This is a genomic window from Nocardioides ultimimeridianus (genome assembly GCF_054777895.1).
In genome coordinates this window covers 214,857-241,266 of record NZ_BAAHAB010000017.1, presented here as the reverse complement: position 1 = coordinate 241,266, position 26,410 = coordinate 214,857, and the positions used below count along the sequence as shown (strand labels likewise).

At 72.5% G+C, this 26,410-nt stretch carries 27 protein-coding genes; 7 read left to right on the top strand and 20 right to left on the bottom strand.

What is annotated here, in order from left to right; genetic code table 11:
- Window positions 1-50: 50 nt before the first annotated feature.
- Both ACYU8V_RS16515 and ACYU8V_RS16510 read right to left on the bottom strand, forming a co-directional pair.
- Complete coding sequence (locus ACYU8V_RS16515; RefSeq protein ID WP_460848895.1) at window positions 51-911, bottom strand: hypothetical protein; 861 nt, start codon at window positions 909-911, stop codon at window positions 51-53.
- A gap of 13 nt (window positions 912-924) precedes the next feature.
- Entirely contained in the window at window positions 925-1,815 is an 891-nt protein-coding gene (locus tag ACYU8V_RS16510) for a DUF2510 domain-containing protein (RefSeq protein ID WP_460848893.1), read from the bottom strand.
- Between the two features lie 87 nt (window positions 1,816-1,902).
- Here ACYU8V_RS16510 and ACYU8V_RS16505 point away from each other — a divergent pair, with 87 nt between their 5' ends.
- On the top strand, window positions 1,903-2,424 hold the full coding sequence (locus ACYU8V_RS16505) for a low molecular weight protein-tyrosine-phosphatase (RefSeq protein ID WP_460848892.1): 522 nt from the start codon (window positions 1,903-1,905) through the stop codon (window positions 2,422-2,424).
- A gap of 4 nt (window positions 2,425-2,428) precedes the next feature.
- Here the strand turns inward: ACYU8V_RS16505 and ACYU8V_RS16500 are convergent, their stop codons facing one another.
- Entirely contained in the window at window positions 2,429-2,929 is a 501-nt protein-coding gene (locus tag ACYU8V_RS16500) for a MarR family winged helix-turn-helix transcriptional regulator (RefSeq protein ID WP_460848891.1), read from the bottom strand.
- A gap of 90 nt (window positions 2,930-3,019) precedes the next feature.
- Here ACYU8V_RS16500 and icmF point away from each other — a divergent pair, with 90 nt between their 5' ends.
- Window positions 3,020-6,175: a fused isobutyryl-CoA mutase/GTPase IcmF gene (icmF, locus tag ACYU8V_RS16495; RefSeq protein WP_460848890.1), complete on the top strand. Its 3,156-nt coding sequence runs from the start codon at window positions 3,020-3,022 to the stop codon at window positions 6,173-6,175.
- Here the strand turns inward: icmF and ACYU8V_RS16490 are convergent.
- From ACYU8V_RS16490 to ACYU8V_RS16470, 5 genes are read right to left on the bottom strand one after another with little or no spacing between them, the layout of a single operon-like run.
- Window positions 6,172-6,522: a hypothetical protein gene (locus ACYU8V_RS16490; RefSeq protein WP_460848889.1), complete on the bottom strand. Its 351-nt coding sequence runs from the start codon at window positions 6,520-6,522 to the stop codon at window positions 6,172-6,174. The two genes, icmF and ACYU8V_RS16490, sit on opposite strands and share 4 nt — an antisense overlap.
- Window positions 6,519-6,674: a hypothetical protein gene (locus tag ACYU8V_RS16485; protein ID WP_460848887.1), complete on the bottom strand. Its 156-nt coding sequence runs from the start codon at window positions 6,672-6,674 to the stop codon at window positions 6,519-6,521. Before ACYU8V_RS16485 ends, ACYU8V_RS16490 begins: the two co-directional genes overlap by 4 nt.
- Entirely contained in the window at window positions 6,671-8,257 is a 1,587-nt protein-coding gene (locus tag ACYU8V_RS16480) for a radical SAM protein (protein WP_460848885.1), read from the bottom strand. The genes ACYU8V_RS16485 and ACYU8V_RS16480 overlap by 4 nt, the downstream gene beginning before the upstream one ends.
- Entirely contained in the window at window positions 8,254-8,964 is a 711-nt protein-coding gene (locus ACYU8V_RS16475) for a prolipoprotein diacylglyceryl transferase family protein (RefSeq protein WP_460848883.1), read from the bottom strand. Before ACYU8V_RS16475 ends, ACYU8V_RS16480 begins: the two co-directional genes overlap by 4 nt.
- Before the next feature lie 3 nt (window positions 8,965-8,967).
- Window positions 8,968-9,363, bottom strand: a complete 396-nt coding sequence (locus ACYU8V_RS16470; RefSeq protein ID WP_460848881.1) for a phage holin family protein — start codon at window positions 9,361-9,363, stop codon at window positions 8,968-8,970.
- A 182-nt stretch (window positions 9,364-9,545) separates the two neighbouring features.
- On the opposite strand from ACYU8V_RS16470, the gene ACYU8V_RS16465 reads away from it, so the two are divergent.
- From ACYU8V_RS16465 to ACYU8V_RS16455, 3 genes are read left to right on the top strand one after another with little or no spacing between them, the layout of a single operon-like run.
- Complete coding sequence (locus tag ACYU8V_RS16465; RefSeq protein ID WP_460848879.1) at window positions 9,546-10,754, top strand: iron-containing alcohol dehydrogenase; 1,209 nt, start codon at window positions 9,546-9,548, stop codon at window positions 10,752-10,754.
- Window positions 10,751-12,097, top strand: coding sequence for a sensor histidine kinase (locus ACYU8V_RS16460; RefSeq protein ID WP_460848878.1), 1,347 nt, complete (start codon window positions 10,751-10,753; stop codon window positions 12,095-12,097). The genes ACYU8V_RS16465 and ACYU8V_RS16460 overlap by 4 nt, the downstream gene beginning before the upstream one ends.
- Window positions 12,094-12,789 carry a MadR family response regulator transcription factor gene (locus ACYU8V_RS16455; RefSeq protein WP_460848876.1) on the top strand — a complete coding sequence of 232 codons (696 nt, stop codon included), beginning with the start codon at window positions 12,094-12,096 and terminating at the stop codon, window positions 12,787-12,789. Before ACYU8V_RS16460 ends, ACYU8V_RS16455 begins: the two co-directional genes overlap by 4 nt.
- 73 nt (window positions 12,790-12,862) lie before the next feature.
- Here ACYU8V_RS16455 and mftM read toward each other — a convergent pair whose 3' ends face one another.
- From mftM to ACYU8V_RS16430, 5 genes are all read right to left on the bottom strand, one after another.
- Window positions 12,863-13,750, bottom strand: a complete 888-nt coding sequence (gene mftM / locus ACYU8V_RS16450) for a mycofactocin oligosaccharide methyltransferase MftM (protein WP_460848874.1) — start codon at window positions 13,748-13,750, stop codon at window positions 12,863-12,865.
- Window positions 13,747-15,279: a VWA domain-containing protein gene (locus tag ACYU8V_RS16445; RefSeq protein WP_460848872.1), complete on the bottom strand. Its 1,533-nt coding sequence runs from the start codon at window positions 15,277-15,279 to the stop codon at window positions 13,747-13,749. Before ACYU8V_RS16445 ends, mftM begins: the two co-directional genes overlap by 4 nt.
- Window positions 15,280-15,290: 11 nt before the next feature.
- Window positions 15,291-16,481: an AAA family ATPase gene (locus tag ACYU8V_RS16440; RefSeq protein ID WP_460848871.1), complete on the bottom strand. Its 1,191-nt coding sequence runs from the start codon at window positions 16,479-16,481 to the stop codon at window positions 15,291-15,293.
- 92 nt (window positions 16,482-16,573) lie between these two features.
- Window positions 16,574-17,866 (bottom strand): NDMA-dependent methanol dehydrogenase, encoded by a 1,293-nt coding sequence (mdo, locus tag ACYU8V_RS16435; protein WP_460848870.1) that lies wholly within the window; start codon window positions 17,864-17,866, stop codon window positions 16,574-16,576.
- 254 nt (window positions 17,867-18,120) lie between these two features.
- The gene (locus ACYU8V_RS16430) at window positions 18,121-18,732 is read right to left on the bottom strand and encodes a GPR1/FUN34/YaaH family transporter (RefSeq protein ID WP_460848869.1); all 612 of its coding nucleotides are present in this window, start codon (window positions 18,730-18,732) and stop codon (window positions 18,121-18,123) included.
- A 178-nt stretch (window positions 18,733-18,910) separates the two neighbouring features.
- On the opposite strand from ACYU8V_RS16430, the gene ACYU8V_RS16425 reads away from it, so the two are divergent.
- Entirely contained in the window at window positions 18,911-20,014 is a 1,104-nt protein-coding gene (locus ACYU8V_RS16425) for a HoxN/HupN/NixA family nickel/cobalt transporter (protein ID WP_460848868.1), read from the top strand.
- A gap of 7 nt (window positions 20,015-20,021) precedes the next feature.
- On the opposite strand, the gene mftF is transcribed toward ACYU8V_RS16425, so the two are convergent.
- The 7 genes from mftF to mftA are packed head-to-tail and all read right to left on the bottom strand — an operon-like array spanning window position 20,022 to window position 25,674.
- Complete coding sequence (gene mftF / locus ACYU8V_RS16420) at window positions 20,022-21,410, bottom strand: mycofactocin biosynthesis glycosyltransferase MftF (RefSeq protein WP_460848865.1); 1,389 nt, start codon at window positions 21,408-21,410, stop codon at window positions 20,022-20,024.
- On the bottom strand, window positions 21,407-22,147 hold the full coding sequence (locus tag ACYU8V_RS16415; RefSeq protein WP_460848863.1) for a mycofactocin-coupled SDR family oxidoreductase: 741 nt from the start codon (window positions 22,145-22,147) through the stop codon (window positions 21,407-21,409). Before ACYU8V_RS16415 ends, mftF begins: the two co-directional genes overlap by 4 nt.
- The gene (gene mftE, locus ACYU8V_RS16410) at window positions 22,144-22,842 is read right to left on the bottom strand and encodes a mycofactocin biosynthesis peptidyl-dipeptidase MftE (protein ID WP_460848861.1); all 699 of its coding nucleotides are present in this window, start codon (window positions 22,840-22,842) and stop codon (window positions 22,144-22,146) included. Before mftE ends, ACYU8V_RS16415 begins: the two co-directional genes overlap by 4 nt.
- A 5-nt stretch (window positions 22,843-22,847) precedes the next feature.
- Complete coding sequence (mftD, locus tag ACYU8V_RS16405) at window positions 22,848-24,077, bottom strand: pre-mycofactocin synthase MftD (protein ID WP_460848859.1); 1,230 nt, start codon at window positions 24,075-24,077, stop codon at window positions 22,848-22,850.
- Between the two features lie 6 nt (window positions 24,078-24,083).
- Window positions 24,084-25,289 (bottom strand): mycofactocin radical SAM maturase, encoded by a 1,206-nt coding sequence (gene mftC, locus ACYU8V_RS16400; RefSeq protein WP_460848857.1) that lies wholly within the window; start codon window positions 25,287-25,289, stop codon window positions 24,084-24,086.
- Entirely contained in the window at window positions 25,286-25,573 is a 288-nt protein-coding gene (gene mftB / locus ACYU8V_RS16395; protein ID WP_460848856.1) for a mycofactocin biosynthesis chaperone MftB, read from the bottom strand. The genes mftC and mftB overlap by 4 nt, the downstream gene beginning before the upstream one ends.
- Entirely contained in the window at window positions 25,573-25,674 is a 102-nt protein-coding gene (gene mftA, locus ACYU8V_RS16390; RefSeq protein WP_460848853.1) for a mycofactocin precursor MftA, read from the bottom strand. The genes mftB and mftA overlap by 1 nt, the downstream gene beginning before the upstream one ends.
- A 126-nt stretch (window positions 25,675-25,800) precedes the next feature.
- On the opposite strand from mftA, the gene mftR reads away from it, so the two are divergent.
- Complete coding sequence (gene mftR / locus ACYU8V_RS16385; RefSeq protein WP_460848852.1) at window positions 25,801-26,400, top strand: mycofactocin system transcriptional regulator; 600 nt, start codon at window positions 25,801-25,803, stop codon at window positions 26,398-26,400.
- Window positions 26,401-26,410: the final 10 nt, after the last annotated feature.

The following is a 26,410-nucleotide window of genomic DNA, read 5'->3' as shown; positions in this document are numbered from 1 at the left end:
AGGACCAACGTACAACCCCGGCCGGCCCGATGGGGCCGCTGGCGGGGGTGTCAGGGCGCGTCGTGGCGGCGGCCCACCGGGACCAGCGAGACGAGCAGCGCGGCGATCGCGACGGGCAGCGCCGCGACCGCGAACCCGCGGGCGTAGGGACCGAGGCTGTCGAGGACCACGCGCAGGATCAGGTGCACCAGGTCGGTGTCGCCGACGCCGGAGTGGGAGGCGGCGTACGACGTCAGCGGCGCGCGCAGCACCATCACCAGCACCGCGCCGGCCGCGACCCCGAGGGCCGCCAGCGCGACCGCGCGCAGCCGGCCGCGCCAGCCCGGGGCGACCGCGATCGAGGCCAGCACGATGAGCGCCCACAGCCAGGGCCCGTACGCCGCCAGGCCGGTCACGAGGTGGTAGCGGGTCCGCTGCTGGGCGAGTCGGGCGTCGCTGGCGACCGGGATCTGCAGCCGGACGTCGACCAGCGACTGCACCGGCAGGCCCTGCTCCTGCAGCGCACCGAAGATCTCGTGCAGCAGCGGCGTCGCGTCGACGTACACGTAGCCGGAGGGGTCGCCGTGTCCCGCCATGATGTCCAGGAACTGCCGGTGCACCTGGCGGTTCGCGCGGCGCCAGTACGCCGGGAAGCCGGGCTGGTTGACCACCGTCACGGCCGCCGACCGGACGAGGTCGCCGACCGACGAGGGCATGCCGACGGGCAGGCGCTCGGCGAGCTGCTCGGCCGCCGCCGTGCCGAGCGCCTCGCCGAACTGCCGGCGCAGCGCCGGGTCGGAGGCGAGCGGCGCCACCGTGGCGACGTACGCGTCGGTGTGCTCGACCTTGCTCGCGGTCCACATGCCGCTGATCACCAGCGGCGCGATCACCGCCGCGAGGAGCAGGCCGACGGCGGCCGCGAGGATGCGCATCGAGGAGCGCCGGTCAGTCGTCCGAGCTCTCGTCGTCGACCTTCCAGTCACCCTTCTCCTTGACCAGGGTGACGGTGAGGTGCTCGGTCTTCGACTTGTCGCCGTCGAGCGCCTCGTCGATGTACTTCTGGTTGCTTCCCGAGTAGTTCTCCTCGAGGTCCAGCTTCACCGTGGCCTTGTCACCGTCGATCTTGGTGCTGGTCGCCTTGACCGAGTAGTGCAGGTCGCCCTGGAGGCTGTCGTAGGACTCGCCGAACTCGGACTGGTAGTCGGACTTGGTGCTCTCGAGGTCGGCGGCCTCCTTCTTGCCGTACGCCTTGCAGTCGCTGACGCTCGCCTCGTCGAGGGACTCCTTCTGGTGCGCGGCCGACTGCAGCTCGCACGCCTTGGTGTAGTCGTCGTCGAGGTAGGCGTTCACGTAGTCCTTCGCCACGTCGTCGGGGCCGTTGCCCCCGAGGACGGCGATCAGGATGCCCGTGACCGCGCCGATCAGCACCAGCACGCCGACCACGGCGCCGACGATGATGAGGACGCGCTTGTTGTGGCCGTTGGTCGGCGGGGGCATGCCGGGGATGCCGTACGGCGCCTGGCCGGGCGCGGCGTACCCGGGCTGCTGGCCGTAGGCCGGCTGACCGTAGGCCTGCTGGCCGTAGCCGGGCTGCTCGTACGGCGCCTGGGCGGGAGGCTGGCCGGGCTGGCCGGGCTGGCCCGGCTTGGGGGCCACGACGGTCTGGAAGTCCGAGCCCGGACCTGCCGGCGCGGCGGGCTGCTGGGGAGCGGCGGGCTGCTGCGGGGCTGCCGGCTGCGTGTGCTCGGTCCACTGGGTGCCGTCCCACCAGCGCTGACCGCCCTGGCCGTCGGGGTACCACCCCGGAGGGACGGAGGGCTGGTTCGGGTCCGACATCACGGGCCTCCTCGATCGGTCGTGAGGCCGCATCATTGCACGAGCCCGCCGCGATCCGGCCCGGTCGACTCCTGACACACTCTCGGCGTGCCGTCCGCTCCCCCGCCCCGGACTCCCGGGCGCTATCGCGTGGCCCTGGTCTGCCTGGGCAACATCTGCCGCTCGCCGGTCGCCGACGTGGTCCTCTCCCAGCGGGTGCGGGAGGCCGGCCTGGACGCCGTCGTCGAGGTGGTCAGCGCCGGCACCGGCGACTGGCACGTCGGCCAGCCGATGGATCGGCGCTCGGCGGCGACGCTGACGCGGGCCGGCTACGACGCGAGCCGCCACCGGGCCCAGCAGGTGGCGCAGGCGTGGTTCGCGGACCGCGACCTGGTGCTGGCGATGGACCGCGCCAACCTGGCCGACCTGCGGGCGCTGGCCGGCGCGGGAGCCGACCCGGAGCGGATCCGGCTGTTCCGCGACTTCGATCCCACGGACCCCGGCGCCGAGGTGCCGGACCCCTACTACGGCGGGCCGAGCGGGTTCGACGACGTACTGACCATGGTGGAGCGGACCGCCGAGGAGCTGCTGGCGGCCATCGCCGACGCGCTCGGGCGACCGTGGAGGTGACCGCTCAGGCGCCGAAGTCGGGCGCGCGGACGAGCCGCAGCAGCGCGTAGGCCTGCTCGCGCTCGTCCTCGCCGAGCGCGCCGAGCCCGAAGTCGATCGCCATCAGCGCGGCCGTCGACCTCTTCACGACCCGCTTGCCCTCGGGCGTGAGCGAGGCCAGGACCCGGCGACGGTCGGCCTGGTCGACGTCGCGGCGTACCAGCCCCTGCTCGACGAGCCGGTCGATCGCGTTGGTGACCGACGTGGGGTGCACCATCAGCCGCTCGCCGATCCGGCTGAGCGCGAGCCGGCCGGTGCGGCTGAAGGAGAGCAGCACGAGGACCTCGTACCGCGCGAAGGTGATCCCGAAGGGCCGCAGGACGCGGTCGAACTCGCCGAGCAGCAGCTGCTGCACGCGCATGATCGAGGTCGCCAGACGCATGCCGGAGGCGTCGCCGATCCGCTCGGACCACAGCGAGCCGGCGCGCTCGATGGGGTCGAACGGGAGGGGCGGCCGCTCGGTCATGGCCCGGAGCCTACCGAGGAACCGCCGGGTTGAGATTACTTGGACGACCTAGTAATAATAGTAGGAAGTCCTACTGATTCGGGAGCCGAGTTGTCCGAGCACCGCCTGCACGAGCCCACCCACCCGGTCCGCCTGGTCTCCGCGTCGAGCCTGTTCGACGGCCACGACGCGTCGATCAACATCATGCGGCGGATCTTCCAGAGCCAGGGCTGCGAGGTGATCCACCTCGGGCACAACCGCTCGGTCGCCGAGGTCGTCGAGGCCGCGATCGAGGAGGACGTGCAGGGCATCGCCGTGTCGTCGTACCAGGGCGGGCACGTGGAGTACTTCGAGTACCTCGTCGGCATGCTGCGCGAGCGCGGCGCCGACCACGTCCGGGTCGTCGGCGGCGGCGGCGGGGTGATCGTGCCCGAGGAGATCGAGCGCCTGCGCGCCTCCGGCGTCACGATCTTCTCGCCCGAGGACGGCCAGCGGCTCGGCCTGCCCGGCATGGTGAACACCGTGGTCGCGGACTGCGACTTCGACCCCTGGAGCGTCGGGCCGGTGACCGCCGAGCAGGTGGTCGCGGGGCAGCGGGGTGCGCTGGCGCGTGCGATCAGCGGCGCCGAGACCGGCCAGCTCGACGACTCCTTCCTGGAGACGGTCCGCGCCGCCGCGGCCCGGCGCGAGGTGCCGGTCCTCGGCATCACCGGCACCGGCGGGTCCGGCAAGTCCAGCCTCACCGACGAGCTCGTACGCCGGCTGCGGGTCGACCAGGAGGACAAGATCCGCGTCGCGGTGCTGGCGATCGACCCGACCCGGCGGCGCGGCGGCGGCGCCCTGCTGGGCGACCGGATCCGGATGAACAGCCTCGACCTCTCCGGCCACGGCCTGGATCGCGACCGCGTCTTCTTCCGCAGCCTGGCCACCCGCGGCGCCCACGAGGTGCCCGAGCACCTCACCGACATCATCGACCTGGTCAAGGCCGCCGGCTTCGACCTGGTGATCGTCGAGACGCCCGGCATCGGCCAGGGCGACGCCGCGATCGTGCCCTTCGTCGACACCTCCCTCTACGTGATGACGCCGGAGTTCGGCGCCGCGTCACAGCTGGAGAAGATCGACATGCTCGACTTCGCCGACGCGGTGGCGATCAACAAGTTCGAGCGCCGCGGCGCGGCCGACGCGCTGCGCGACGTGGGCCGGCAGCTGGTCCGCAACAGGGAGGCCTTCGGCTCCGGGCCGGACGCGATGCCGGTCTTCGGCACCTCGGCCGCGACCTTCGACGACGACGGCGTCACCGCGCTGTACCAGTTCCTGCGCGGACAGCTGGCCGACCGCGGTCTGGCCGTGGCCGAGGGCCGGCTGCCGCTGGTCGCCACGAAGACCTCGACGCGCATCCAGCAGGTGCTGCCCGCCGACCGGACCCGCTATCTCGCCGAGATCGCGGAGACGGTGCGCGGCTACCACGCCGCCACGCTCGAGCTCGTCGGGAAGGCCCGCCGGGCGCAGGCGTTCGCCACCGTCGCCGGAGAGGTCGTCGAGGCCGCCGAGCTCGCCGAGCAGGCGGCGCGCGACCTGCCCCGCGAGGTCGCCGAGCAGTTGGAGACCTGGCCCGCCACCGTCGCGTCGTACGACGAGGACACGGCCACCCACGGACGCGAGACGCTCACCGGGACGCGGATCCCCCGGGTCGCCGTACCCCGCACCGAGGACCACGGCGAGCTGGTGCGCTACCTGCGCCGGGAGAACCTGCCGGGCCACTACCCGTTCACGGCGGGCGTCTTCCCGTTCCGGCGGCAGGGCGAGGACCCGGCGCGGATGTTCGCGGGCGAGGGCGACCCTGCCCGCACCAACAAGCGGTTCAAGCTGCTCATCGAGGGCCAGCCGGCGGCACGGCTGTCGACGGCGTTCGACTCGGTGACCCTCTACGGCCGCGACCCCGACGAGCGCCCCGACATCTACGGCAAGGTCGGCACCTCCGGCGTCTCGGTCGCGACGCTGGACGACATGAAGGAGCTCTTCGACGGCATCGACCTGCTGTCGCCGGCGACGTCGGTGTCCATGACGATCAACGGCCCGGCGCCGACGATCCTGGCGTTCTTCCTCAACACCGTCCTGGACCAGGCCGCCGAGCGCGGGGTCGACCCCGCCGAGGCGCTGCGGACCGTGCGTGGCACCGTCCAGGCCGACATCCTCAAGGAGGACCAGGGCCAGAACACCTGCCTGTTCTCCACCGAGTTCTCGCTGCGCTGCATGGCCGACGTGCAGCAGTGGTTCATCGACCAGCAGGTGCGCAACTTCTACTCGGTCTCGATCTCCGGCTACCACATCGCCGAGGCCGGAGCGAACCCGATCAGCCAGCTCGCCTTCACCCTCGCGAACGGCTTCACCTACGTCGAGTCCTACCTCGCACGCGGGATGGACATCGACGACTTCGCGCCGAACCTGTCGTTCTTCTTCAGCAACGGCATGGACGCGGAGTACACCGTGATGGGGCGCGTCGCGCGCCGGATCTGGGCGGTCGCGATGAAGGAGCGGTACGGCGCCAACGAGCGCTCCCAGAAGCTGAAGTACCACGTGCAGACCTCGGGCCGCTCGCTGCACGCGCAGGAGATGAGCTTCAACGACATCCGCACCACCCTGCAGGCCCTGTGCGCGACGTACGACAACGCGAACTCGCTGCACACCAACGCCTACGACGAGGCCGTCACCACCCCCTCCGCGGAGTCGGTACGCCGCGCGCTCGCGATCCAGCTGATCATCAACCGTGAGTGGGGGCTGGCGATGAACGAGAACCCCCTGCAGGGCGCCTACATCGTCGACGAGCTCACCGACCTGGTCGAGGAGGCCGTCCTCCAGGAGTTCGACCGGATCTCGGAGCGCGGCGGGGTGCTGGGGGCGATGGAGACCGGCTACCAGCGCGGCCGGATCCAGGACGAGTCGATGCTCTACGAGCACCGCAAGCACGACGGCAGCCTGCCCATCATCGGCGTCAACACCTTCCGCGCCCCCGACGGCGAGGAGCCGCCCGAGGTCGAGCTGATGCGCGCCAGCGAGGCGGAGAAGGAGTCGCAGCTGCGGCGGGTCCGGGACTTCCAGTCCCGTCACGCCGGCGAGTCCGCGGCCGCCATCGCGCGGCTCAAGGAGACCGCCACGAGCGGCGAGAACATCTTCGCGGCCCTCATGGAGGCCGCCCGGGTCTGCTCCCTCGGCCAGGTCACCGAGGCGTTCTTCGAGGTCGGGGGTCAGTACCGGCGCAACGTCTAGTGGTTGCTCTCGCCGTTGACGAGGACGGCGAGGAGGACGACGCACGCGCCCGCCGCGATGATCGCCCAGAGCGCGAAGCCGATGAGGATCCCGATCCCCCAGGGGCGGGTGCGCTCGGGGATGATCAGGCCGACGGGGATCCCGATCACCAACACCACGCTCAGCAGGCCGGCGACGCTGGAGAGCTGCTGGCTGATCGAGGTCAGCAGCGCGTCGATGCCACCGACCAGCGCGCCGACGGCGGGGGCGCCGAAGATCGCGCCGAGGATGTAGGCGGGCCAGTTCGTCCTCTTGCGGGGCGGCGGCTGCCACCCCGGCGGCGGTGGCGGGTAGCTCGGGTAGCTCACCGGACCGCCCGCCACACCAGGGCGAGGGCGGCGGCCGCCAGCAGCGAGGCCCCGGTGATCCGCTTCCAGCACCAGTAGCGGTGCTCACCGCAGGCGGTGTCGCCGGCGGTCTCCACGCGCTGGGGCTGGACGAGACGGGGGTCTGGGCTCATCGTCGTACCTCTTCTGCGGGGATGGTGCCGGTGGCGGTGGACAGTCGGGTGCGGGCGAGCGGCGCCCAGGCCTGGACCGCGCAGAAGGGCGCGCACTGGTGGCCGCCCTCCTCGCCCACCGTCGCGACGTGCACGCAGCACTGGGTGAGCCGCTCCTCGATCATCGTGTTCATGTCCATGAACGGCTTCACGGTCACCCGCAGCACGCGCTCGCCCAGCAGCCGGCGCAGCCGCTGGCGCTGTCCGGGCAGCCGCGAGGTGGCGAGGGTGGTGAGCGTGCCGACGCCCAGGTCGCAGCCCTCGCAGATGTCGCGCCAGATCGAGGACATCGACGGATGGCTGAGGCTGGACTGCTCGGAGAGCAGGTCGAGCAGTGAGCCCTTGACCACGCTGCGCATCGCCTCGGGGATCGTGTCGTCGGCGATCCGGTTGGCGAGCAGGTCGGGCTCGAGGTCGAGCCACTGCTTGAGCCGGTCGGGGCCGATCAGCGAGACCAGCGACCGCCAGGCGCCGCTGTCGTCCTTGAGCAGGTAGCCCACCGAGCAGCAGTGCGGGTGGCTGCAGGGCAGCGCGGTGAGGTCGCGCCAGGTCACCAGCCCGCCGGTCTGCTCCTCCAGCCGCGCCAGCACGCCGGTGTGGGTGAGCCGGTCGAGCGGGTCGAGGCCGGCGCTGCGACCGCTGCCGAACACCGGCTGGACGGTCACCCCGCCGACGTACGGCGTGTCCAGGGCCCGCTTGAGGACGAGCCCGATCTCGTCGTCGTTGACGCCCAGCGCCGCGGTCATGGTCAGGGTGGTGAAGATGCCGCGCTGCGACAGCCGGGCGAGGGCGTCGTCCTTGAACCGGCGCAGGTCCGCGCCGCGGTGGTACGTCGACGCCTCGGCCGAGCCGCCGTCGTACTGCAGGTAGACCTCGACCCGCTCCCGGTGCTCGGTCAGCAGGTCGAGCAGTGCGTCCTCGCGGGCGATCAGCAGGCCGTTGGTGTTGATCAGCACGCGCACGATCGGGCGGCGGGCGACCTCGGCGAGCAGCTCGCGCAGCCGCGGGTAGAGCGTCGGCTCGCCGCCGGACAGCATCAGCACGTCGATGCGGCCGTTCTCGCGGGCCAGCCGTTGGTCGATGCTGGCCAGCACCTGCTCCAGCGGCGCGACGCTCGCCAGCGCCGGCGCGGACTCGGCGAAGCAGGTCGGGCACTTCAGGTTGCAGTGGTCGAGCAGGTCCTCGAGCAGGATGCAGGTGTGCTGGGTCTGCATCTCCGGCAGGCCGTGCTCGTACGCCGCCGGGATCGGGGCGAAGTTGCCCTCCCGGTCGGGCGTGTGGACCTTGGTCGGGGCGGTCCACTGCTCGAGGTAGCGCAGGATCTCGGGGCTCTCGTCGTACAGCGTGCGGACCAGGCCGTGGGTCGCGCAGCCGCGCTCCAGCCACACCCGGTCGTCGCGGATCACCAGCCGGCCGCTGAGCCGCTGCACCTCGGCGAGCGGCCGGTCCGGGCGCTCCTCGTGGCACAGCGGGCAGAACGCGTTGACGTAGCGGTGGATGCGGGCATCGCGCAGCGGCATCCCGGCGCCCCTCGGTGTGCTCACGCTGCGACCTCCTCCCGCTCGGCCCGGAATCCCCGATATGCCCCGCTGCGCCACTGCCAAACGATCCGGGTCAGCACGATCGGGATCGTGACCAGGAGGAACAGCTGCGGGCGGGTCAGCCCGTGCCAGGCGATGTCATTGCCCCGGACGAACTCGATGAGGAAGCGGAAGACGCCGTACGCGGCGACGTACCAGACGAACAGGGTGCCGGGCGGCAGGGCGACGTACCGCAGCCACAGCCACAGGACCAGGAAGCAGACGAGCTGGAAGACGATCTCGTCCAGGAAGGACCAGTTGGTGCCGCCGGTGCGGGTCGGCTCGGTAAGCAGGCAGCCGATACGGCCGACGGCCATGCCGAGGGCGACCGCCGGGGCGAAGAGGTCGCCGGTGCGCAGCGGGTAGCGGGTCAGCCGCTTGGCGACGTGGACGCCCAGCCAGGCGCCGAGCAGGCCGCCCAGGATCGAGCGGTTGCCGTAGGCCCACTGCTCGGCGAGGCTCGCGTTCTCGCGGAGCTGGAGGTGCTGGGCCCAGGTGCCGAGCCGCATCAGCAGCGCGCCGCCGACCAGACCGCCGGCCACGACGTGGATCAGCCGCTCGTCGGTCTGACCCCGTCGCCTGGCCTCGGCGACGAAGACGACGATCGCCGCGGCGACCCCCAGCCCGACGAAGAGCTGGTGGCTGGGGAGCGGCCCGATCCGCGGGACCACGGGTCAGTCGTCGTCCGGGCCGAAGAGCGCGTCCAGGATCCAGGTCACGACGCTGATCACGATGGCGCCGCCGACCGCGGGCCAGAAGCCACGGACGTGGAAGTCGGCGCCGAAGCCGCCCGCGAGGGCGGCGGTCAGCTTGAGCAGCAGCGCGTTGATCACGATCAGGAAGAACCCGAGCGTCAGCAGGATGAACGGGATGGACAGGATCGTGAGCAGCGGCTTCAGGAACGCCGTGACGACGCACGAGATGAGCGCGACGACCAGCAGCGGGACCAGCTTGTGGTGCCACTCGGCCGACCCCTGCGTGGGGCCGTCGAACCAGATGCCGTCCATGACCTGCGCGGCCGCGGCAAGGGCCACCGCCGTGATGGCCCACCGGGCCAGGAACCTCACCATGTCTCGCTCCTCGGGTCGGAACCGTCATTGTTGCCGATGACCTGCAGCGACGCCGTTCCGACGCGGCCGAGGAGGTGACCGCGGTCACAAATTGCAACGACGTTGCAACCTTGTTGCGCCTACGTTGACCCGATCCGCCGTGGCCGCAGGCGGCGGGTCGTCCGGGATCGAGGAGGCAACCGATGTCCATGCTCGCCGCCCCTCCACCACTGGCCCCCGTCCCACCGGCGCGGGACCCCGGCCGTCGGCTGTTGAAGTTCCACGTCCCGGAGATGGTCTTCGGGCTGGACTCGCTCGCCGAGGCCGGGTTCTGCGCGGGCCGGCTCGGGGCGCGACGCCCGCTCGTGGTCACCGACTCCGGCCTGATCGAGGCCGGCTGGGTGGCCGAGCTGCTCGACCACCTCCACGACGCCGGGCTGGACCCGCAGGTGTGGGCCGGGGTGACGCCGAACCCCAAGGACCACGAGGTGGAGGACGGGCACCGCCACTACGTCGAGTACGGCGCCGACGTGATCATCGGCATCGGCGGCGGCTCGGTGCTCGACGCCGCGAAGGGGATCGCCATCCTCAGCGGCAACGGGGGAAGCATCCGCGACTTCGCCGGGGTCGACCGGGTGACCCGGCCGATCCCGCCGCTGCTGATGATCCCGTCGACCGCCGGGACGGGCTCGGACGTCTCCCAGTTCTGCATCGTCACCGACACCGCCAACGCCGTGAAGATGACGATCATGGGCCGGTCCCTGGTGCCCGACATCTCGCTCACCGATCCGCGGCTGCTGACGACCATGCCGCAGGACCTCGCCGCCGCCACCGGGCTCGACGCGCTCACCCACGCGGTGGAGGCCTACGTGTCGCTCGGCCACAACCCGCTCGGCGACTGCCACGCCCTGTCCGCCGCGCGGCTCGTCTCGCGGGCGCTGCGCCGCAACGTCGAGGCGCCGGGCAACGAGGAGGCGCGGCTGCTGATGGCGCAGGCGAGCCTCGAGGCCGGTCTCGCGTTCTCCAACTCGATCCTCGGCGCCACCCACGCGATGAGCCACCAGGTCGGCGGCCTGCTCGACCTCCCGCACGGCGTCATCAACGGCGTCCTGCTGCCCCACGTCATCCGGTTCAACGCCCAGGTCGTGCCGGAGCGGTTCGCCGCGCTCGCCCAGGCGATGGGGCTCGACGTCGCCCGGCGCCCGGCGCCCGAGGCCGCCGAGATGCTCGCCGACCACGTGCAGGAGCTCGCCGACGCGGTCGGTGCTCCGCGCCGGCTCGGCGCGCTCGGCGTCAGCGCGTCCGATGTGCCCAGGCTGGCGGCGACCGCCGTACGCGACGCGTGCCTGGCCACCAACCCCCGTCCCGCGGATGCCGACGACATCGCCGGGATCTTCCACGAGTCGCTGTGACCACCGGGCGTACGGCGATCGCACCCGACTCGCCCGACCTGGCCGCCCTCACCGGGGTCCGCTCCGGCAAGCGGACCTACTACTCGGCGTACCAGCGCTCGAACGAGCGGCTGCAGTCCGCCGTCGCGGCCATGGACTCGATCTCGGGGGCGCTCGTCCACTCCACGGCCGGGCCGCGCGTGCTGCTGGAGACGATCGTGGAGGTCGCGCTGCACCACCTGCAGGCGAGCTGGGTGGTGCTCGCGCTGGAGAGCGGCGCGCTGCCCGGCATCCGGCCCCGCTTCCTCGCCATGCGCAGCGACGGCGCCGTCGACTCCCGGCGTGACGGGCTGACCGACGAGATGCTCTCCGTGGTCGACGGTGGTGCCCGGGTGCCCGGCACGGTGCGGGTGCCGATGATGCTGGAGGGCCGGGCGATCGGCGCCCTGGTCGCGCGGCACGACCCCGGCCTCACCATCGAGGCGCCGGACGTCTCGGTGCTGCACATCCTCGGCAACCTGGCCGCCGTGTCGCTGCACACCAGCGAGCTCTACCGCAGCGGGCTCGCCCAGCAGGGGCGCGCGCAGCGGCTCTTCGACGAGGTGTCGGAGCAGGCGCGGGTGCTGCACCGGCGTACCGAGGAGCTGCGGGTCGCCGAGCAGCGGCTGCGGGTCGCCGACCAGCGCGAGCTGCTCGAGCGCGAGCGCCGCCGCATCGCGCTCGAGCTGCACGACAGCGTGGCGCAGACGGTCCTCTCCGCCGGGCTGGTGCTGGAGGTCCTCCGCGGCGAGGTGGATCCGGGCGACGCGGGGTCCGAGGTGGCGCGCGACCTGGACCGGGCACGGGACCTGGCGGCCCGGGCGACCGAGCAGCTCCGCTCGGTCATCTACGCGCTGCACCACGAGCGCACGGCCGAGGACGTCGCGAGCCTGCCCGAGCTGCTCGCCGAGGTCGCGTCCCAGCACCGCCCGCACCTGGCGGTCCGGCTGCGCGTCGAGGGCTCCCCCGTCGCGCTCGGTACGCCGGCCGAGCACGCCCTCGCGAGGACGGCTGGCGAGGCGCTGTTCAACGTGGCCATGCACTCCGGGGCCCGGCGCGCCCAGGTGACGCTGCGCTACCTGCCCGGCACCGTCGTCCTGCGGGTCAGCGACGACGGCCACGGAGACCCCGCCGCGATGCGGCGGACGATGCGCCTGGCCAGCCGCGGGACCGCCGACGGACGGCACCGCGGCCTGGTCGGCATGGCGTCCCGCGCCGAGGAGCTCGGCGGCTCCTTCACCATCCGCCGCGCCCGGGCCGGCGGCGTGACCGTCGAGTCCCGCATCCCGTGTCCCCCGTCGATCCCCACCGAGGAGCCCTCATGACCCTGACCACCCTGCCCCCGACCGTCGTACCGGATGACACCGAGGCGCCGCCCGACGTCATCCGGCTGGTGATCGTCGACGACCACGCCATGGTGCGCGAGGGCCTGCGATCGGTCCTCGAGCGGGAGCCGGATCTCGCGGTCGTCGGCGAGGCGGCGTCGTCGGCCCAGACGCTCCCGGTCGTGCGGTCGGCGCGGCCGCACGTGGTGCTGCTCGACCTGCGCCTGTCGCCCTCGAGCGAGACCGAGGGCATCGACGTGTGCGCGAAGCTGCACCAGCTGCATCCCGAGATCGCCGTGCTCGTGCTCACCACCGTCATCGACGACCAGCTGGTGCTCGCGGCCATCCACCAGGGCGCGCGCGGGTACGTCGTCAAGGAGGTCGACACCTCCGACCTGGTCAAGGCGATCCGCGCCGTCCACCGCGGCGAGAGCGCCTTCGACCCGCGCAGCGCCGCCGCGATGGTGCGCGGCATCAACGCCGAGTCGGCGGCCGAGAACCGCCACCTCACCGACCGCGAGCACGACGTGCTCCAGCTGCTGGCCCGCGGCATGTCGAACCGCGCCATCGGCGCGCAGCTCTTCATCTCCGAGACGACCGCGAAGTTCCACGTCTGCAACATCATGCGCAAGCTGCAGGTGACCCGGCGGGCCGAGGCCGTCTACGTGGCCAGCAAGGAGGGCTTCATCTGAGCCGAATCAAGCGTTGTGGCCCACCGAGATCGTGATCTCGGCGGGCCACAACGCTTGATTCGCGGGGCCGGGGCTAGGGATTCGGCGGGCGGTCGAGGACCAGCCAGCCGCCGTGGTGCTCGTCGGCCCGCCAGTCCCAGCCGCTCTCCTCGCCCAGTTCGGCGAGGACGTCGAGGGTGAAGACCCGCACGTGCCCGAACTCCGGGCTCGGCTCGTCCTCGAACGGTACGGCGACCACGACCCGGTGCTCGGCCAGCCGCTGCATCTCGGCGAGCACCCGGGCACCCGTGGCCGGGTCGAGGTGCTCGAGCAGGTGCAGCGCCACGACCGTGTCGTAGGACCGGTCCGGCCGCGGCACCGCGGACGCGTCGCAGACGATTGTGTCCAGCGCGGTGCCGAGCCGGCAGGCGACCCGGCCCAGCAGCCCCACCGTGTTGGCGGTGAGGTCGCTGGCGGTCACCGCGTGGTCGCGGGCGAGCTGCAGGCTGAAGAAGCCGAAGCAGCTGCCGAGCTCGAGCACCGTGCCGGGACCGACCAGCGCGCGGGCGCGGCGGTAGACCGGCGCGTAGCCCGCGAGCGAGCCCTCCGGCGGCGTACCGCTGGCGGGGTGGGCGTCGGCCAGGCGCTCCAGGCCGGCGAGGGTGTTGCGGTAGAAGGTCTCCCACGCGTCGAGCGGGTCCGGGGCGGAGGACACGACGATCCCGGTGAGCAGCCGCTCGAACAGCTCGCTCCCCTCCAGCTCGCCGGCGAAGAGCTCGGCGGCGACCCGGCCGGCCAGGTCGTTGTCGATCGCGTCGCGCTCGAGCGCGTGCGCCAGGTGGAGCCGGCCGGCCTCGCTCCAGTGCGCGAAGGAGGCGGTACGCCGGGCGTACGACGGCACCGCTCCTCCCCGCACCACCTCGACGACATGGTCGCGGTAGCGCCCGGGCGTCGCCCGCGGCAGCGGGTCGATCACCGTCACCGCACGACCTCCCCGAGGTGCGCGGTGACCAGGTCGAGGCCGGCGAGGTCGCGGACGACGTGGACGCGGTCGCAGAAGGTGGCGTACGCCGGGAGGTCGCACGCGCCGAGCCGCCACGACCAGCGCGGCTCCGGGGTGATCCAGATGGTCTCCCGCGCGCGCCGGGTGATCTCCTCGAAGGCGCGCAGGCCCGGCTCGTTGCCGTTGCTGCGACCGTCTCCGAGCACGATCACCGTCGTGCGGCGGTTGATGGCTCCGCCGTACTCCTCGAGGAAGGTGCCGAAGGCCGATCCGTAGTCGGAGTCGGCATCGACGTCCAGCACGCCGCCGGCGGGCAGGCCCGAGACGACCAGGGAGAGGGCCTCCTCCATCGGGTGCTCGGCGAACAGGTCGGTGACCTCGGCGAGGTCGGAGACGAACGCGAAGGTGCGGACGTGGCCGACCATCCCCTGCAGTCCGTGCACCAGCTGCAGGGTGAAGCGGGCGGCGGCGCGCACCGACAGCGAGACGTCGGCGAGCACGAGCAGCCGGGGCCGGTCGGCGACCCGCGCGACGGTCACCGGCCGGAAGGGCACGCCGTCGTGGCGCAGGTTGCGCCGCATCGTCCGGGACGCGTCGATGGAGCCCCGGGCCGACACCTTGCGTCGGGCCCGAGGAGCCCCGTGCAGGCTGCGGATCAGGCGCCGCAGGGCGTCCTCCAGGTCGGCCCGCTCCTGCTCCCCGACCAGCTCGAGGGCACGGGCCTCCACCTCGCGCGACTCGATGCTCGCGTCGGTCGCCATCAGCGACTCGAGGTGGTGCCGCAGCGCCTCGGGGAGCCCGTCCAGCAGCCCCGACAGCGCCTCACGAAGGGCCGCGATCTCGTCCGGCGCGATAGTCGCGCCCTCGACCTGCTCGGGGTCGTCGAGCCACGCCAGCAGCGCCAGCTCCTCGGCAACGGTGAGCTCGACGTCGAGCCGGGTCCCGGCATGCTCGTTGAGCTTCCCGGGCCGGCCGGGGTTGTGCAGCCGGCTCGTGTCGAGCTGGACCCGCGCGGCCTGCTCGGCCGACTGGGGGGTGTCGTTGGAGAGCACGACCTCGTCGGTCATGGCGGCCATGTCGAGCTTGTTGGCCTCCTGGTGCAGGTTGTACTGCTGGGCCAGGTCGTCGGGGTCGAAGTAGTCGCGGATGTCCTGGGGCTTGCCGTGGCTGTGCCCCTGGTCCGGCGTCCTGCCGGGCTCCTCCGACAGCACGAACTGCTCGAGCCGGCCGTCGTCGTCGAGGTCGTCGTGCGCGTGCGAGTGGCCGTGATCGTCGGCGGCCGGGACCACCGGCACCAGCCGGAAGAACCGGTCGAAGACCCGGTCGAACGCCGCCTCGTCGCGACGGTCCTTGACCAGGCAGACCCGCAGCGCGCTGCGGAGCACCTCGCGGTCGGCGAGGACGCCGGGGACGGCGCACGCCCGCGAGGCGTCCGCCACCTCGGAGATGCCGATCCGGATGCCGTGCAGCCGCAGCAGCCGCACGAACCGGTGCAGCGCGCCGTCCATGGTCGCCGTCCTCAGAAGGGCCGACGGGCGGCGAACGAGCGCGTGCCCTGGCCGGCCGGGACGGGCCGCGAGGGGCCGAGCCTCCCGGTGCCGTAGTAGGCGTCGTCGTGACGTCCCGGCGCATCCATCGCCCGGCGTACGGCGGCGCCGTCGGGCTCACCCTCGGCGAGGTCGTGCTGACCGTGGTCGTGCTGACCGTGCCCGTGGCCATGCCCGTGACCGTGCCCGTGATCGAGGTGGTCCGGCACCTCGGCGTTCGGGTCGACGAGCCGCGGCAGCGCCTCGAGGGTGCGGCGCAGGTCCCGGTCGTACTTGGCGACCACGTTCGCGGTCGAGGAGAGCACCTCCGCGGTGAGCTCGCTCGCCCCCAGGACGGCGAGCGTGCGGGCCCAGTCGACCGTCTCGGAGATGCTGGGCGCCTTGCGGAGGTCCAGCTCGCGCAGGCCGCGCACGACCTCGACCAGGTGCCGCGCGAGCGCGTCGTCGAGACCGGTCTCCTTGGAGCGGATGATCTCCAGCTCCCGCGCCGCGTCCGGGTAGTCGAGCGAGAGGTGCAGGCACCGCCGCTTGAGGGCCGCGGAGAGGTCGCGGGTGTTGTTGGAGGTGAGCACGACGTACGGCGCGTGCCGGGCCGTGAAGGTGCCGAGCTCGGGCACGGAGACCTGGTACTCCGCGAGCAGCTCGAGGAGCACCGCCTCCAGCGCCTCGTCAGCGCGATCCACCTCGTCGATCAGCAGCACGACCGGCTCGGGCGAGCGCACCGCCTCGAGCAACGGGCGCGGGGCGAGGAACCGCTCGGAGAAGAACGCGCTCTCCTCACCGGCGAGCCGGTCGACGGCCGCACCGAGGTCGGGCTCGTCGGCGACGAGCGCGCCGACCTTCTCGCGCAGCAGCTGGGTGTAGAGCAGCTGACGGCCGTAGTCCCACTCGTAGAGGGCCGTGGTCTCGTCCTGGCCCTCGTAGCACTGCAGCCGCAGCAGCCGGCGGCCGGTGACCTCGGCGAGGGTCTTGGCGAGCTGGGTCTTGCCGACACCGGCCGGGCCCTCGAGCAGGACCGGCTTGTCCAGCCGCGTCTGCAGGAACACGGTCGTGGCCAGGCGCTCGTCGGCCAGGTAGCCGTGGTCGGAGAACTGGGCGACCACGTCCGCGACGTCGGTGAAACCGGGATGGGGCGTGGATACGGCGGCGAGCTGGCTGGACACGCGGGACTCCTTCTGGATCAGGGGGTGGTTCGGTCCGGCCCGGGGTCAGTGCGGCACCCGGGCCGGACCGCGTCGTACGCGATCAGGACGGATCAGGACAGGAGGTCGTCCAGGTCGCCGTTCATGCAGTGGTCGACCACCGGCCGGACCGTCTCGAAGGTGCACTCCTTGGCGTTGCCCGGGGTGCAGGCGTCGCCGAGGACGTGGTTCGTGATCCGGTCCACGTCGGCGGCGTCGCCGCTGATCACCTTGGCGTTCGCGTAGTACTGCGTGGGCCCCTGGCCCAGGCGGTTCTTCGAGTACGAGTCCTGGGTGACGTCGGTGAACCTCTCCGGGATGCCCACGTCGCGCAGCAGCCGGATCGCGGCGGCCAGGGCCGCGTCGGCGGCCTGCGGCTTGGTCATGCCGTGGGTGTCGATGCCCATGGCCTCCGCGATCTCCGCGAAGCGGCCGTACGCCGCCGGCATGTTGAACGCCCACACGCGCGGCAGCGCGATGGCGTTGTTCAGGCCGTGGTGGGTGTCGTAGAAGGCACTGACCGCGTGCGAGATCGAGTGGATGATCCCGAGGCCGCCGGAGTTGAACGCCTGAGCGGCGATGTACTGGGCGTACATCATGCCCTCGCGGCCCTTGAGGTCCTGGCCGTTCCACACGGCCTCCCGCAGGTTCTCCGCGGTCAGCTTGATGGCGCGGATCGCGTTGCCCAGCGACGGCTCGAAGTTGAGCCGGGAGACGTAGGGCTCGGAGGCGTGCGCCAGGACGTCGAAGCCGCACTGGGCGGTGTAGTCGGTCGGGCAGTCGAAGTAGAGCACCGGGTCGTCGATGGCCAGCGTGGCGACCGAGGCGTCGTCGAAGGCGACGTACTTGTGCGGGTTGTCGGGGTCGGTCGTGGTGTCGGTGATGACGTAGGCCCACGACGTCTCCGAGCCGGTGCCCGCGGTCGTCGAGACGGCGATGTGCGGCGGGTTCTTCGGGTTCTCGGACTTGTTGAAGCCCTCGAACTCGTTGACGTTGCGACCGTCGTGCGCCACGGAGATCCGCGCGCCCTTGCAGGCGTCGTGCGAGGAGCCGCCGCCGATGGAGATGAACGAGTCGCACTTGTTCTGCTGGTAGAGCGCGACGGCGTCCATGACGTTGTAGTCCTTGGGGTTGGACTCGACCTTGTCGTACACGACGGCCTCGAGCCCGTGGTACTTCAGCGAGTCCACGATCTTCTGGACCACGTCGGTGCCGCGCAGGCCCGACGTCATGACCAGAGGCTTCTGGAAGCCCAGCTTGATCGCCTCGGGACCGATCATCTCGTGCGCGCCGGGGCCGAGGAGCGCCCGCGGGAACGGGTGGAACTCCTTGATCGGGAACGGCTTGAGCAGTTCGTCAACCTGCATGGGAAACCTCCTGTTGTGGACTGGTGACGTCTCGGAACGTAAGGCCGGTCACACCCCCGTGGGGAGGACGGGAAACGCAAACCATCCGGCGTGAGGAGCCCGTGCTCACCGGACGGATCGGACCCTCCCCGTCCGGTCGGACAGGTGCCGTCGAACAGCCCCGGAGAAGCGCGGAAGGGGCCGTGCTGCGGACTTCTCCGCACCACGGCCCCACGCCGACCCGAGGGCACGGCGACAGCACTCGACGACAGCACTCAGCGCAGGACGGGCGCCCCCATCGGCAGCGGCTTGCCACCGGTCGCCTGGGCCATGGCGTCGACGAACAGGTACGCACCGACGGCCACGAACGAGAAGACCGCGTAGCCACCGAGGTGGGTCAGCGTCGTGCTCCCCTGCGAGGTGCCGAGCAGCACCAGCAGCAGGGCGCAGTCGACGAGCGCGAAGAGGACGGTGAACGCCAGCGGCAGCCGCAGCGACGCCAGGGTCAGCAGCACGATGACGGCCAGCCAGGAGCCGAGGAACAGCTCCTGGACGCGCAGCGCCGAGGCGGCCGGGATGGCGAACCAGCCGTGGGTGAGGCCGAGCACCAGCGCGGCGTAGCTGCTCCAGAAGCCGGCGAAGACGCCGAAGATGGCTGCGACCGCGTTCTGGCCCAGGCGCGAGGCCCACAGAGCGGAGACGATCTGACCGAAGGCGGTAGCGGTCGCGATGATCGGGATGGACGCGGCTGCGGCGGGTGCGGGCACGAAGCCGACGAGCACGAGGCCGAGGGCGACCGAGCCGACGAGGAAGGTCGGTACGCCGATGACGGCGGGGTTGCCCTCCGGCACGGGGGCGGGTGCTGCAGGGGACTCGGAATGGGACATGGTGGGCTCCTCCTGAGGGGCGTGTTTCGCGTCACTCTGCCGACGCGCCTGCGGCGCCACACCCTGCGTTCGGCGGGCAGGGGCACCTGCCCGATCAGGCGGGGAGACCGGCCGCGCCGGACGGTCCAGCTGCAAGGGATTCGCAATAGCGTCGAGGTCCCGACCAGGAGGAGCAGCGATGTCCCAGGCAGTCTCGAGCAGTGTCCGTCGGATCCGCATCCGCGTCGAGCCGCAGCTCGCCGCGATGGCCGCGGTCGTCGTCGGGCTGCACGCCGCCGGTCTCGGGCTGCTGCTCGCGTGCACCACGCGCCACGACGTGGCCGGCGGCTCCGCGATCGGCGTGGGCACCGGCGCGCTGGCCTACTCCCTGGGCCTGCGGCACGCCTTCGACGTCGACCACATCGCGGCGATCGACAACGCCACGCGCGCCATGGTCCGTCGCGGTCGTACGCCGTACTCCACCGGCTTCTTCTTCGCCCTGGGGCACTCCAGCGTGGTGTTCGCGATGACGCTGCTGCTGTGTACGAGCGTCCGGGCCTTCGCCGGCCCGCTGCGGGATCCCGGCTCGGCCCTGCACGTGTGGACGGGCGTCATCGGCGCGGGCGTCTCGGGCAGCTTCCTGCTGCTGATCGGCCTGCTGAACCTGGGCGTCCTGGTCAACGTCACCCGGGTCTTCCTCGACCTGCGCCGGGGACGGTACGACGAGGGGCGGCTCGAGCAGCTGCTGTCGGACCGCGGTCTGCTGAACCGGCTGCTCGGCCGGGCCCTGCGCCGCGTGGACCGGCCGTGGAAGCTGTACCCGCTCGGCCTGCTGTTCGGTCTCGGCTTCGACACCGCGACCGAGATCGGCCTGCTGGTCCTGGCGGTGTCGGCGGGCGGCGCGCACCTGCCGGTGTGGGCGATGCTGTCGCTGCCGCTGCTGTTCGCCGCCGGCATGGCCCTGCTGGACACCGTGGACGGCGTGCTCATGTGCCGCGCCTACGGGTGGGCGTTCGTCCGGCCGGTGCGCAAGGTCTACTACAACCTGACGATGACGGCGCTCTCGGTGTTCCTGGCGCTCTTCATCGGCCTGCAGATCGTGATCCAGCTGCTGGGCCGGACGTTCGGGCTCCACGACGGTGTGTGGGGATGGGCGGACCAGGTCGACCTGCAGACGGCCGGCTATGTGGTGGTCGTCGTCTTCCTCGTCGTCTGGGGCGTCGCCGCGGCGATCTGGCGGTTCGGCCGGATCGAGCAGCGCTGGACGGCCCGCACCGATCAGGCGACCCACCAGCCGTCCTGAACCCGGATCAGCCGCGGTGGCGCAGCCACCGGACCTTCAGGCAGCCGGGGTCGCGGCGGCGGATGGCGCCCCACCACAGCCCCGACCCGTAGGCGAGGTCGTCGAGGCGCCGGGCCACCAGCGCGGTGGCGGGATGGACCCCGGTGCGCTCCCGGAGGAACAGGGCGAGGTCGAGCAGCACGGCCGTGGCGACCGCCCGCCGCGCCTTCGCGCTGACCACCGCACCCACGAGCCCCACCGGCCACCAGTGCCGCAGCAGCAGGCCGGCCTCCTGCCGGACCGCCCAGCCCAGGCCGCGCAGGGACAGGCGCGCGGCCAGACCACGGGATCCCTCGTCGACGGGCAGGACCTCCGCCAGGCGGCGGGCGGTGGACGCGACACCGACGGCGGCGACCGGCACCGACCACCAGCGGCGCTGCAGCAGAGCCGCTGCGCTGATCGCCATCGGCACCGAGAGGACCGCGGGTGCGACCTTGTCGCCGTGGCTGGTGGCGAGCGGGGCGCCGCCGGTCCCGTAGAGGAACTTGCGGCCCAGCCAGTCAGCCACCGTCGTGCGGGTGTCGTGCCGCGCCACGCACGACGGGTCGTAGCGGACGACGTGCCCCGCCTCGACCAGCCGCCACACCAGGTCGACGTCCTCCGCGACCCGCCAGCCCTCGCGGAAGCCCTCGCCGAGCAGGGCCGTGCGGCCGACCAGGCAGGCCGAGGGCAGCCAGCCGACCGCCGCGCCCGGGCGCACCGAGCACGGACGCGAGCCGAGGTCGAGGGAGGACGCCGCGGCGTCGTACCGCTCGAACCAGCGGGGTCGGGCGGACCGCGGGCGACCGACGACGGTCGGGCCCACCAGGGCGACGCGAGGGTCGGCGCAGTGGCGAGCGAGCTCGCGGAGCGTCGCGGCATCGACGACGACGTCGGAGTCGACGAACCCGACCAGCGGGGTGTCGACGACCGCCAGGCCGGCGTTGCGGGCGCCCGCGGGGCCCCGGTTGTCGGGCAGCGACACCAGCCGCGCGCCGTGACGGCGTACGACGTCGGCCACGGCCCGCCGGTCCAGGGACGCGTCATCGACCACGACCACCGGCAGCGGCCGCAGTGCCGCGAGGCACCGGTCGAGCTGGTCGGCGCGGTCGCGCACCGGGATCACCACGGTCAGGTCCTCGGCACCGTGGTGCCCGAGGACGGGATCGGCGAGGTTCGCGTCGAGCAGCCGGCGGGCCAGCAGGTCGGACCGGGCGTCGCGCACCCGCACCCCGGCTCCGGCGATGAGGTCCCGCGCGGCACCGGAGAGCCGCAGCGACGTCGTCGGCGACCCGCCGACCAGGACCGCGCCGCCGTCGGCGTGCAGCACGTCGGGCCGCAGCCGGACCTCGAACCCGTCGGGGAGCACACGGGTCATGGCGCGAAGCCTCCGTCGGCGTGGACGACGGAGCCGTTGAGCAGGGCGCCGTCCGGGCCGGCGCAGTGGGCGATCGTGGCGGCGACCTCGGCCGGCTCGAGGATCCGGTGCAGCAGCTGGTTGCCGGCGAACGCGTCCACGTCGGGCATCCCGTAGAGGGCGGCGGTCGCCCGCAGCATCGGCGTACGCGTCGAGCCCGGGGAGACGGCGCAGGCGGTGACGCCGGTGCCGACCAGGTCGGCCGCCAGGCCCTTCACCAGGCCGACGACCGCGTGCTTGGCGGCGTTGTAGGCGGCGAGCCGGTAGAGCCCGTGACTGCCCGCGGCCGAGGCGATCGCGACGAACCGGCAGCCCGCGGGCTCGGGGTTCGCGAGCATCGCGGGCACGGCCACGGCTGCGGTGTTCCACACGCCGCGGACGTCGACGTCCCACAGCAGCTGCAGGTCGGCGTCCGGCGTGTCCCACAGCGGTACGCCGCCGGCGACGACCGCCGCCGCGGCCACCACCGCGTCCAGCCGTCCCCACCGGTCGCGGGCGTCCTCGACGCAGTCGGCGAGCGCTGTCCGGTCGCGCACGTCGGCCACCCTCGTCACCACCCGCGCGCACCCGGCCAGCCGCTCAAGGGCGCAGCCGCGGTTGTCGACGGCCAGGACGTGGTGACCCTCGGCCGCGAGCCGGTGCACGGTCGCTGCGCCGATGCCGCCGGCGGCCCCGGTCACCAGGACCACCCGGCTCATGGCACGGCTGACAGGGCGGGGGCTCCGACCAGGCCGACGACGTCCCGGACCATCCCGGCGAGGATCGCGGCCCCCTCCTGGGCGCTCGCGCCGGCCGGGTCGCCGAGGACCCCGTTCGCCGACACGACCTTCACCCCGCCCTGCATCATCCACGGCAGGAGCTGCCGCAGGCTGGCGGTGTTCCCGGCCTCGGCCCGGTCCAGCCGGACGTCGGCGGGGCGCAGGTGCAGCATCAGCGAGGTCTCGGTGCGGCCCGCGTGCAGGTCGACCTCCTCGGTCGCGCACGGGATCCACGCGACGTCGTGCCCCTCGTCGACCAGCTGCCGGGCTGCGCCGCGCAGGGCCGCGACGTTGCCGCCGTGGGCGTTGACGAAGACCACCCGCCGGGCCCAGGTCCGCATCGAGCGGGTGAGCTCGACGAGGACGTCGTGGAGGACGCTGGTGCCGATCGAGCTGGTGCCGGCGAAGTCCTGGTGCTCCCCGCTCGACCCGTAGCTCAGCGCGGGCGCGACCAGGACCCGGCGCCCCCCGGCCGCCAGCTCCGCAGCCGCGCCCGCGGCCACGGCCTCGGCGATCGCGGTGTCGGTGTCGAGCGGCAGGTGCGGGCCGTGCTGCTCGATGGACCCGACGGGCACCAGGACGACCAGGTCCCCCTCGAGCTCGGGCCACACGGCGGAGGAGAGCCGGGTCGCCACCGCACTCACCCCACCGGGACCGGCGTCGGTACGCCGAGGGCGCGGTCGAAGCCGTCCGGGATGAGCAGGTGCTCGGGCCGCAGCTCGGCGGTGGAGGAGAGGCTGAGGCCGCGCAGGGCCGAGTCGATGCCCCCGGACAGCACGTCGAGGACGTTCTCCACGCCGGCCTGGCCGTTGGCCGCCAGGCCCCACAGGTAGGCACGGCCGATGAGCACCGCCTTGGCGCCCAGCGCGAGGGCCTTGACCACGTCCGAGCCGCGTCGTACGCCGCCGTCCATCACCACGTCGATCTGCTCACCGACCGCCTCGGCGATGGGGCGGACCATCCGGATCGCGGCCGGGGTGCCGTCGAGGTTGTTGCCGCCGTGGTTGGACACCGAGATGCCCGCGACGCCGGCGTCGACCGCACGCAGCGCGTCGTCGACCCGGCACACGCCCTTGAGCACGAACGGGGTGCCGGAGATCTGCGCCCACGTCTCGCGCATCCATGCCACGTCGTCCCAGCTCGGCGGCGGGGTGGTCATCCACTCGTAGTAGGCACCGAAGAACGTCGGGCCCTTGGTCTGGCCCGGGGGTGCGAGGTTCGGCGCGGTCAGGTCCGGGATCTCCCCGGTGCGCCCGAACTGCCAGAGCCACCGCGGCTTGGTCGCCACCTTGGGCGCCATCCGGACCATCGTCCTCAGGTCGACCTTCTCCGGGATCTCGGGGCTGCCCCAGTCGCGGCCCATCGAGAAGGACCAGTCGAGGGTGGCGATGAGCCCCTTGCTGCCGGCCGCGTGAGCGCGCTGCATCCGCTGGATCATCGTGTCGCGGTCGCCGGTCCAGTACATCTGGAAGAAGGTCGTCGCGCCTGTGCTGCAGACCTCCTCGACGGACTTGGAGGCGAAGTTCGACAGGCCCATGATCGTGCCCCGGGCTGCTGCCGCACGCGCGACGGCGACCTCACCGTCGGGGTGCACGGCCTGTACGCCGGTGGGGCTGATGATCACCGGCAGCCCGATCTGCTGCCCGAAGACCGTGGTGGCCTGGCTGCGCTCGGGCTGCTGGCCGACCACGTGCGGGGCGAGCCCGAGCTCGGCGAACGCGGCCTGGTTGTCGGTCACGGACTGGCCGCGCTCGGAGCCGGCCACGAGGGCGCCGTACACCGGCTGCGGCAGCCGCCTCCTCGCGCGCTCCTGCGCGACCGCGACCGACTCGAACCAGGGGTTCTGCTTCCAGGGGTTCTCGATCTTCATCGTCTCTCAGCTCTCGGGGTCGAAGCCGGCGAGGGGGCTCTCGGCGCACGCCGACACGGGCGGGCGGGTGAGCAGCTGGAGCATCACCGGCTGGTTGCGGGTCGGGTTGGTCTTGGAGTGGTCCTGGGACGCCGCGGGGATGGTCCTGTCGCCGGCCAGGGCGTGCTCGCCGTACCCCTGGACGCACTCGGGGTCGGGGCCGTCCAGCGGCAGGCCGGTGAAGAACTTCGCCGCCATGCAGCCGCCCCGGCACGAGTCGAAGAACTGGCACGAGGAGCAGGCGCCACCGGTCTGCGGGGACCGCAGCTCGGTGAAGAGCGGCGAGGTCTGCCAGACCTGCTGGAAGCCGCCCTCGAGCAGGTTGCCCGCATGGAAGTCGTCGTGGATCGCGAAGGGGCACGCGTACACGTCCCCGACGGGGTCGATCAGGCACACCACCCGCCCCGCGCCGCACAGGTTCAGCCCGGGCAGGGACTCGCCGAACGCGGCCAGGTGGAAGAACGAGTCCCCGGTCAGCACGTCCTCGCCGTGGGCCATCAGCCAGTCGTAGAGCTCGCGCTGCTGCTCGGGGAGCGGGTGCAGCTCGTCCCACACGTCCGCACCGCGACCGGACGGCCGCAGCCGGGTCAGCCGCAGCGTCGCGCCGAAGCGATCCGCGAGCGCCTTGAACTCGTCGAGCTGGCCGATGTTCTCCCGAGTGCAGACCACCGAGATCTTCGCGTCCTCGAAGCCGGCCTCCTGCAGGTTCGCCAGGGCGCGCAGGGCCATGTCGTAGGAGCCGGGGCCGCGGACGTAGTCGTTGACCTCCGCGGTCGCGCCGTCGAGAGAGATCTGCACGTCGACGTAGTCGGTGGAGGCCAGGAACGCCGCGCGCTCGGGGGTGATGCGGACCCCGTTGGTGGAGAACTTCACGCCGACCTGGTGATCCACGGCGTACTCCAGCAGCTCCCAGAAGTCCGGGCGGATCGTCGGCTCGCCGCCGCCGATGTTGACGTAGAAGACCTGCATCCGCTGCAGCTCGTCGATCACCGCCTTGCACTGCTCGGTGGACAGCTCGCGCGGGTCGCGGCGGCCGCTGGAGGACAGGCAGTGGGCGCACTCCAGGTTGCAGGCGTAGGTCAGCTCCCAGGTCAGGCAGATCGGGGCGTCCAGCCCGTACTCGAACTGCTGCACCAGCGGCCCGGTCTGCGGGCGCTCGATCATCGTGGTCATGCGACGCTCTCCTCGATGGCTCGCGGGCGGATCATGTCGGTCGCGGCCAGGCCGCGGAGGGCGGCGGCGTACGCCGCGTGCTGGGAGGCCGGGACACCCGCGGCCTCGAGCGCGGTCCGTACGTCGGGCGCCTCACCGAGACCCCGCACCACCGCGACCAGCTCAGGGCGCTTCAGGAAGGTCAGCTTCCGGTTCCCGAAGTGGTAGGCCAGCGCGCCGAACGGCTCGGGCCGCAGCGCCACCGACGGCGACAGCGCCCACGGCTCTCCCAGCATCGCGTCCATCAGTACACGCCACACATGCCGTCGATCGAGACCTCCTCGATCAGGTCCTCGGCGACGTCGGCGCTGCTGTGCTGCTCCTCGATCTTGTCCATGTTGTCCATCTCGGCTCCTCTCTCCTGCGCTGTTCCTGGGTGATCTGACCCCGCCGACGCTATTGGCACCGGTGGCCAAATAGACCCGCCGAACGGAGGGGTTCAGGGGCTCGCCGGATCGATAGTTTTCCCAAGGTGTCGACCGGTCGGGACGTCTCCAGCACGCGCGGTCGGCGGGGCGCCACGACGCACGCCGACATCGAGCAGGCCGCCTTCTCGCTGTTTGCGCGCGACGGCTTCGCGGCCACCACCCTGCAGGCGATCGCGACCGAGGTCGGCGTGGGGCGACGTACCCTCTTCCGCTACTACCCGAGCAAGAACGACATCCCGTGGGGCCGCTTCGCGCGCACCCTCGAGGGGTTCCGCTCCCTGCTCGGGGCCATGCCCGCGGGCGCGGCCGTGCACGAGGCGGTGCACCGCGGGGTCCTGGAGTTCAACCGGTTCCCGGCGGAGGCCGGGGAGCACCACCGCGAGCGGATGCGGCTGATCCTGCGCACTCCCGAGCTGCAGGCCCACTCGGTGCACCAGTACGCCGCCTGGCGGGCCGTCATCGCGGAGTACGTCGCCGCCCGCCGCGGCTGCCTGCCGACCGACCCCGAGCCGCTGCTGGCCGGGCAGGTCAGCCTGTCGCTGGCGTTGACCGCCTACGAGCTCTGGCTGCCCGCCGAGGACGCCGACCTGCTGGAGATCCTGGAGCAGACGATGGCGGGGCTGCGGACTTACCTGACCGGGTAGGGAATCACAA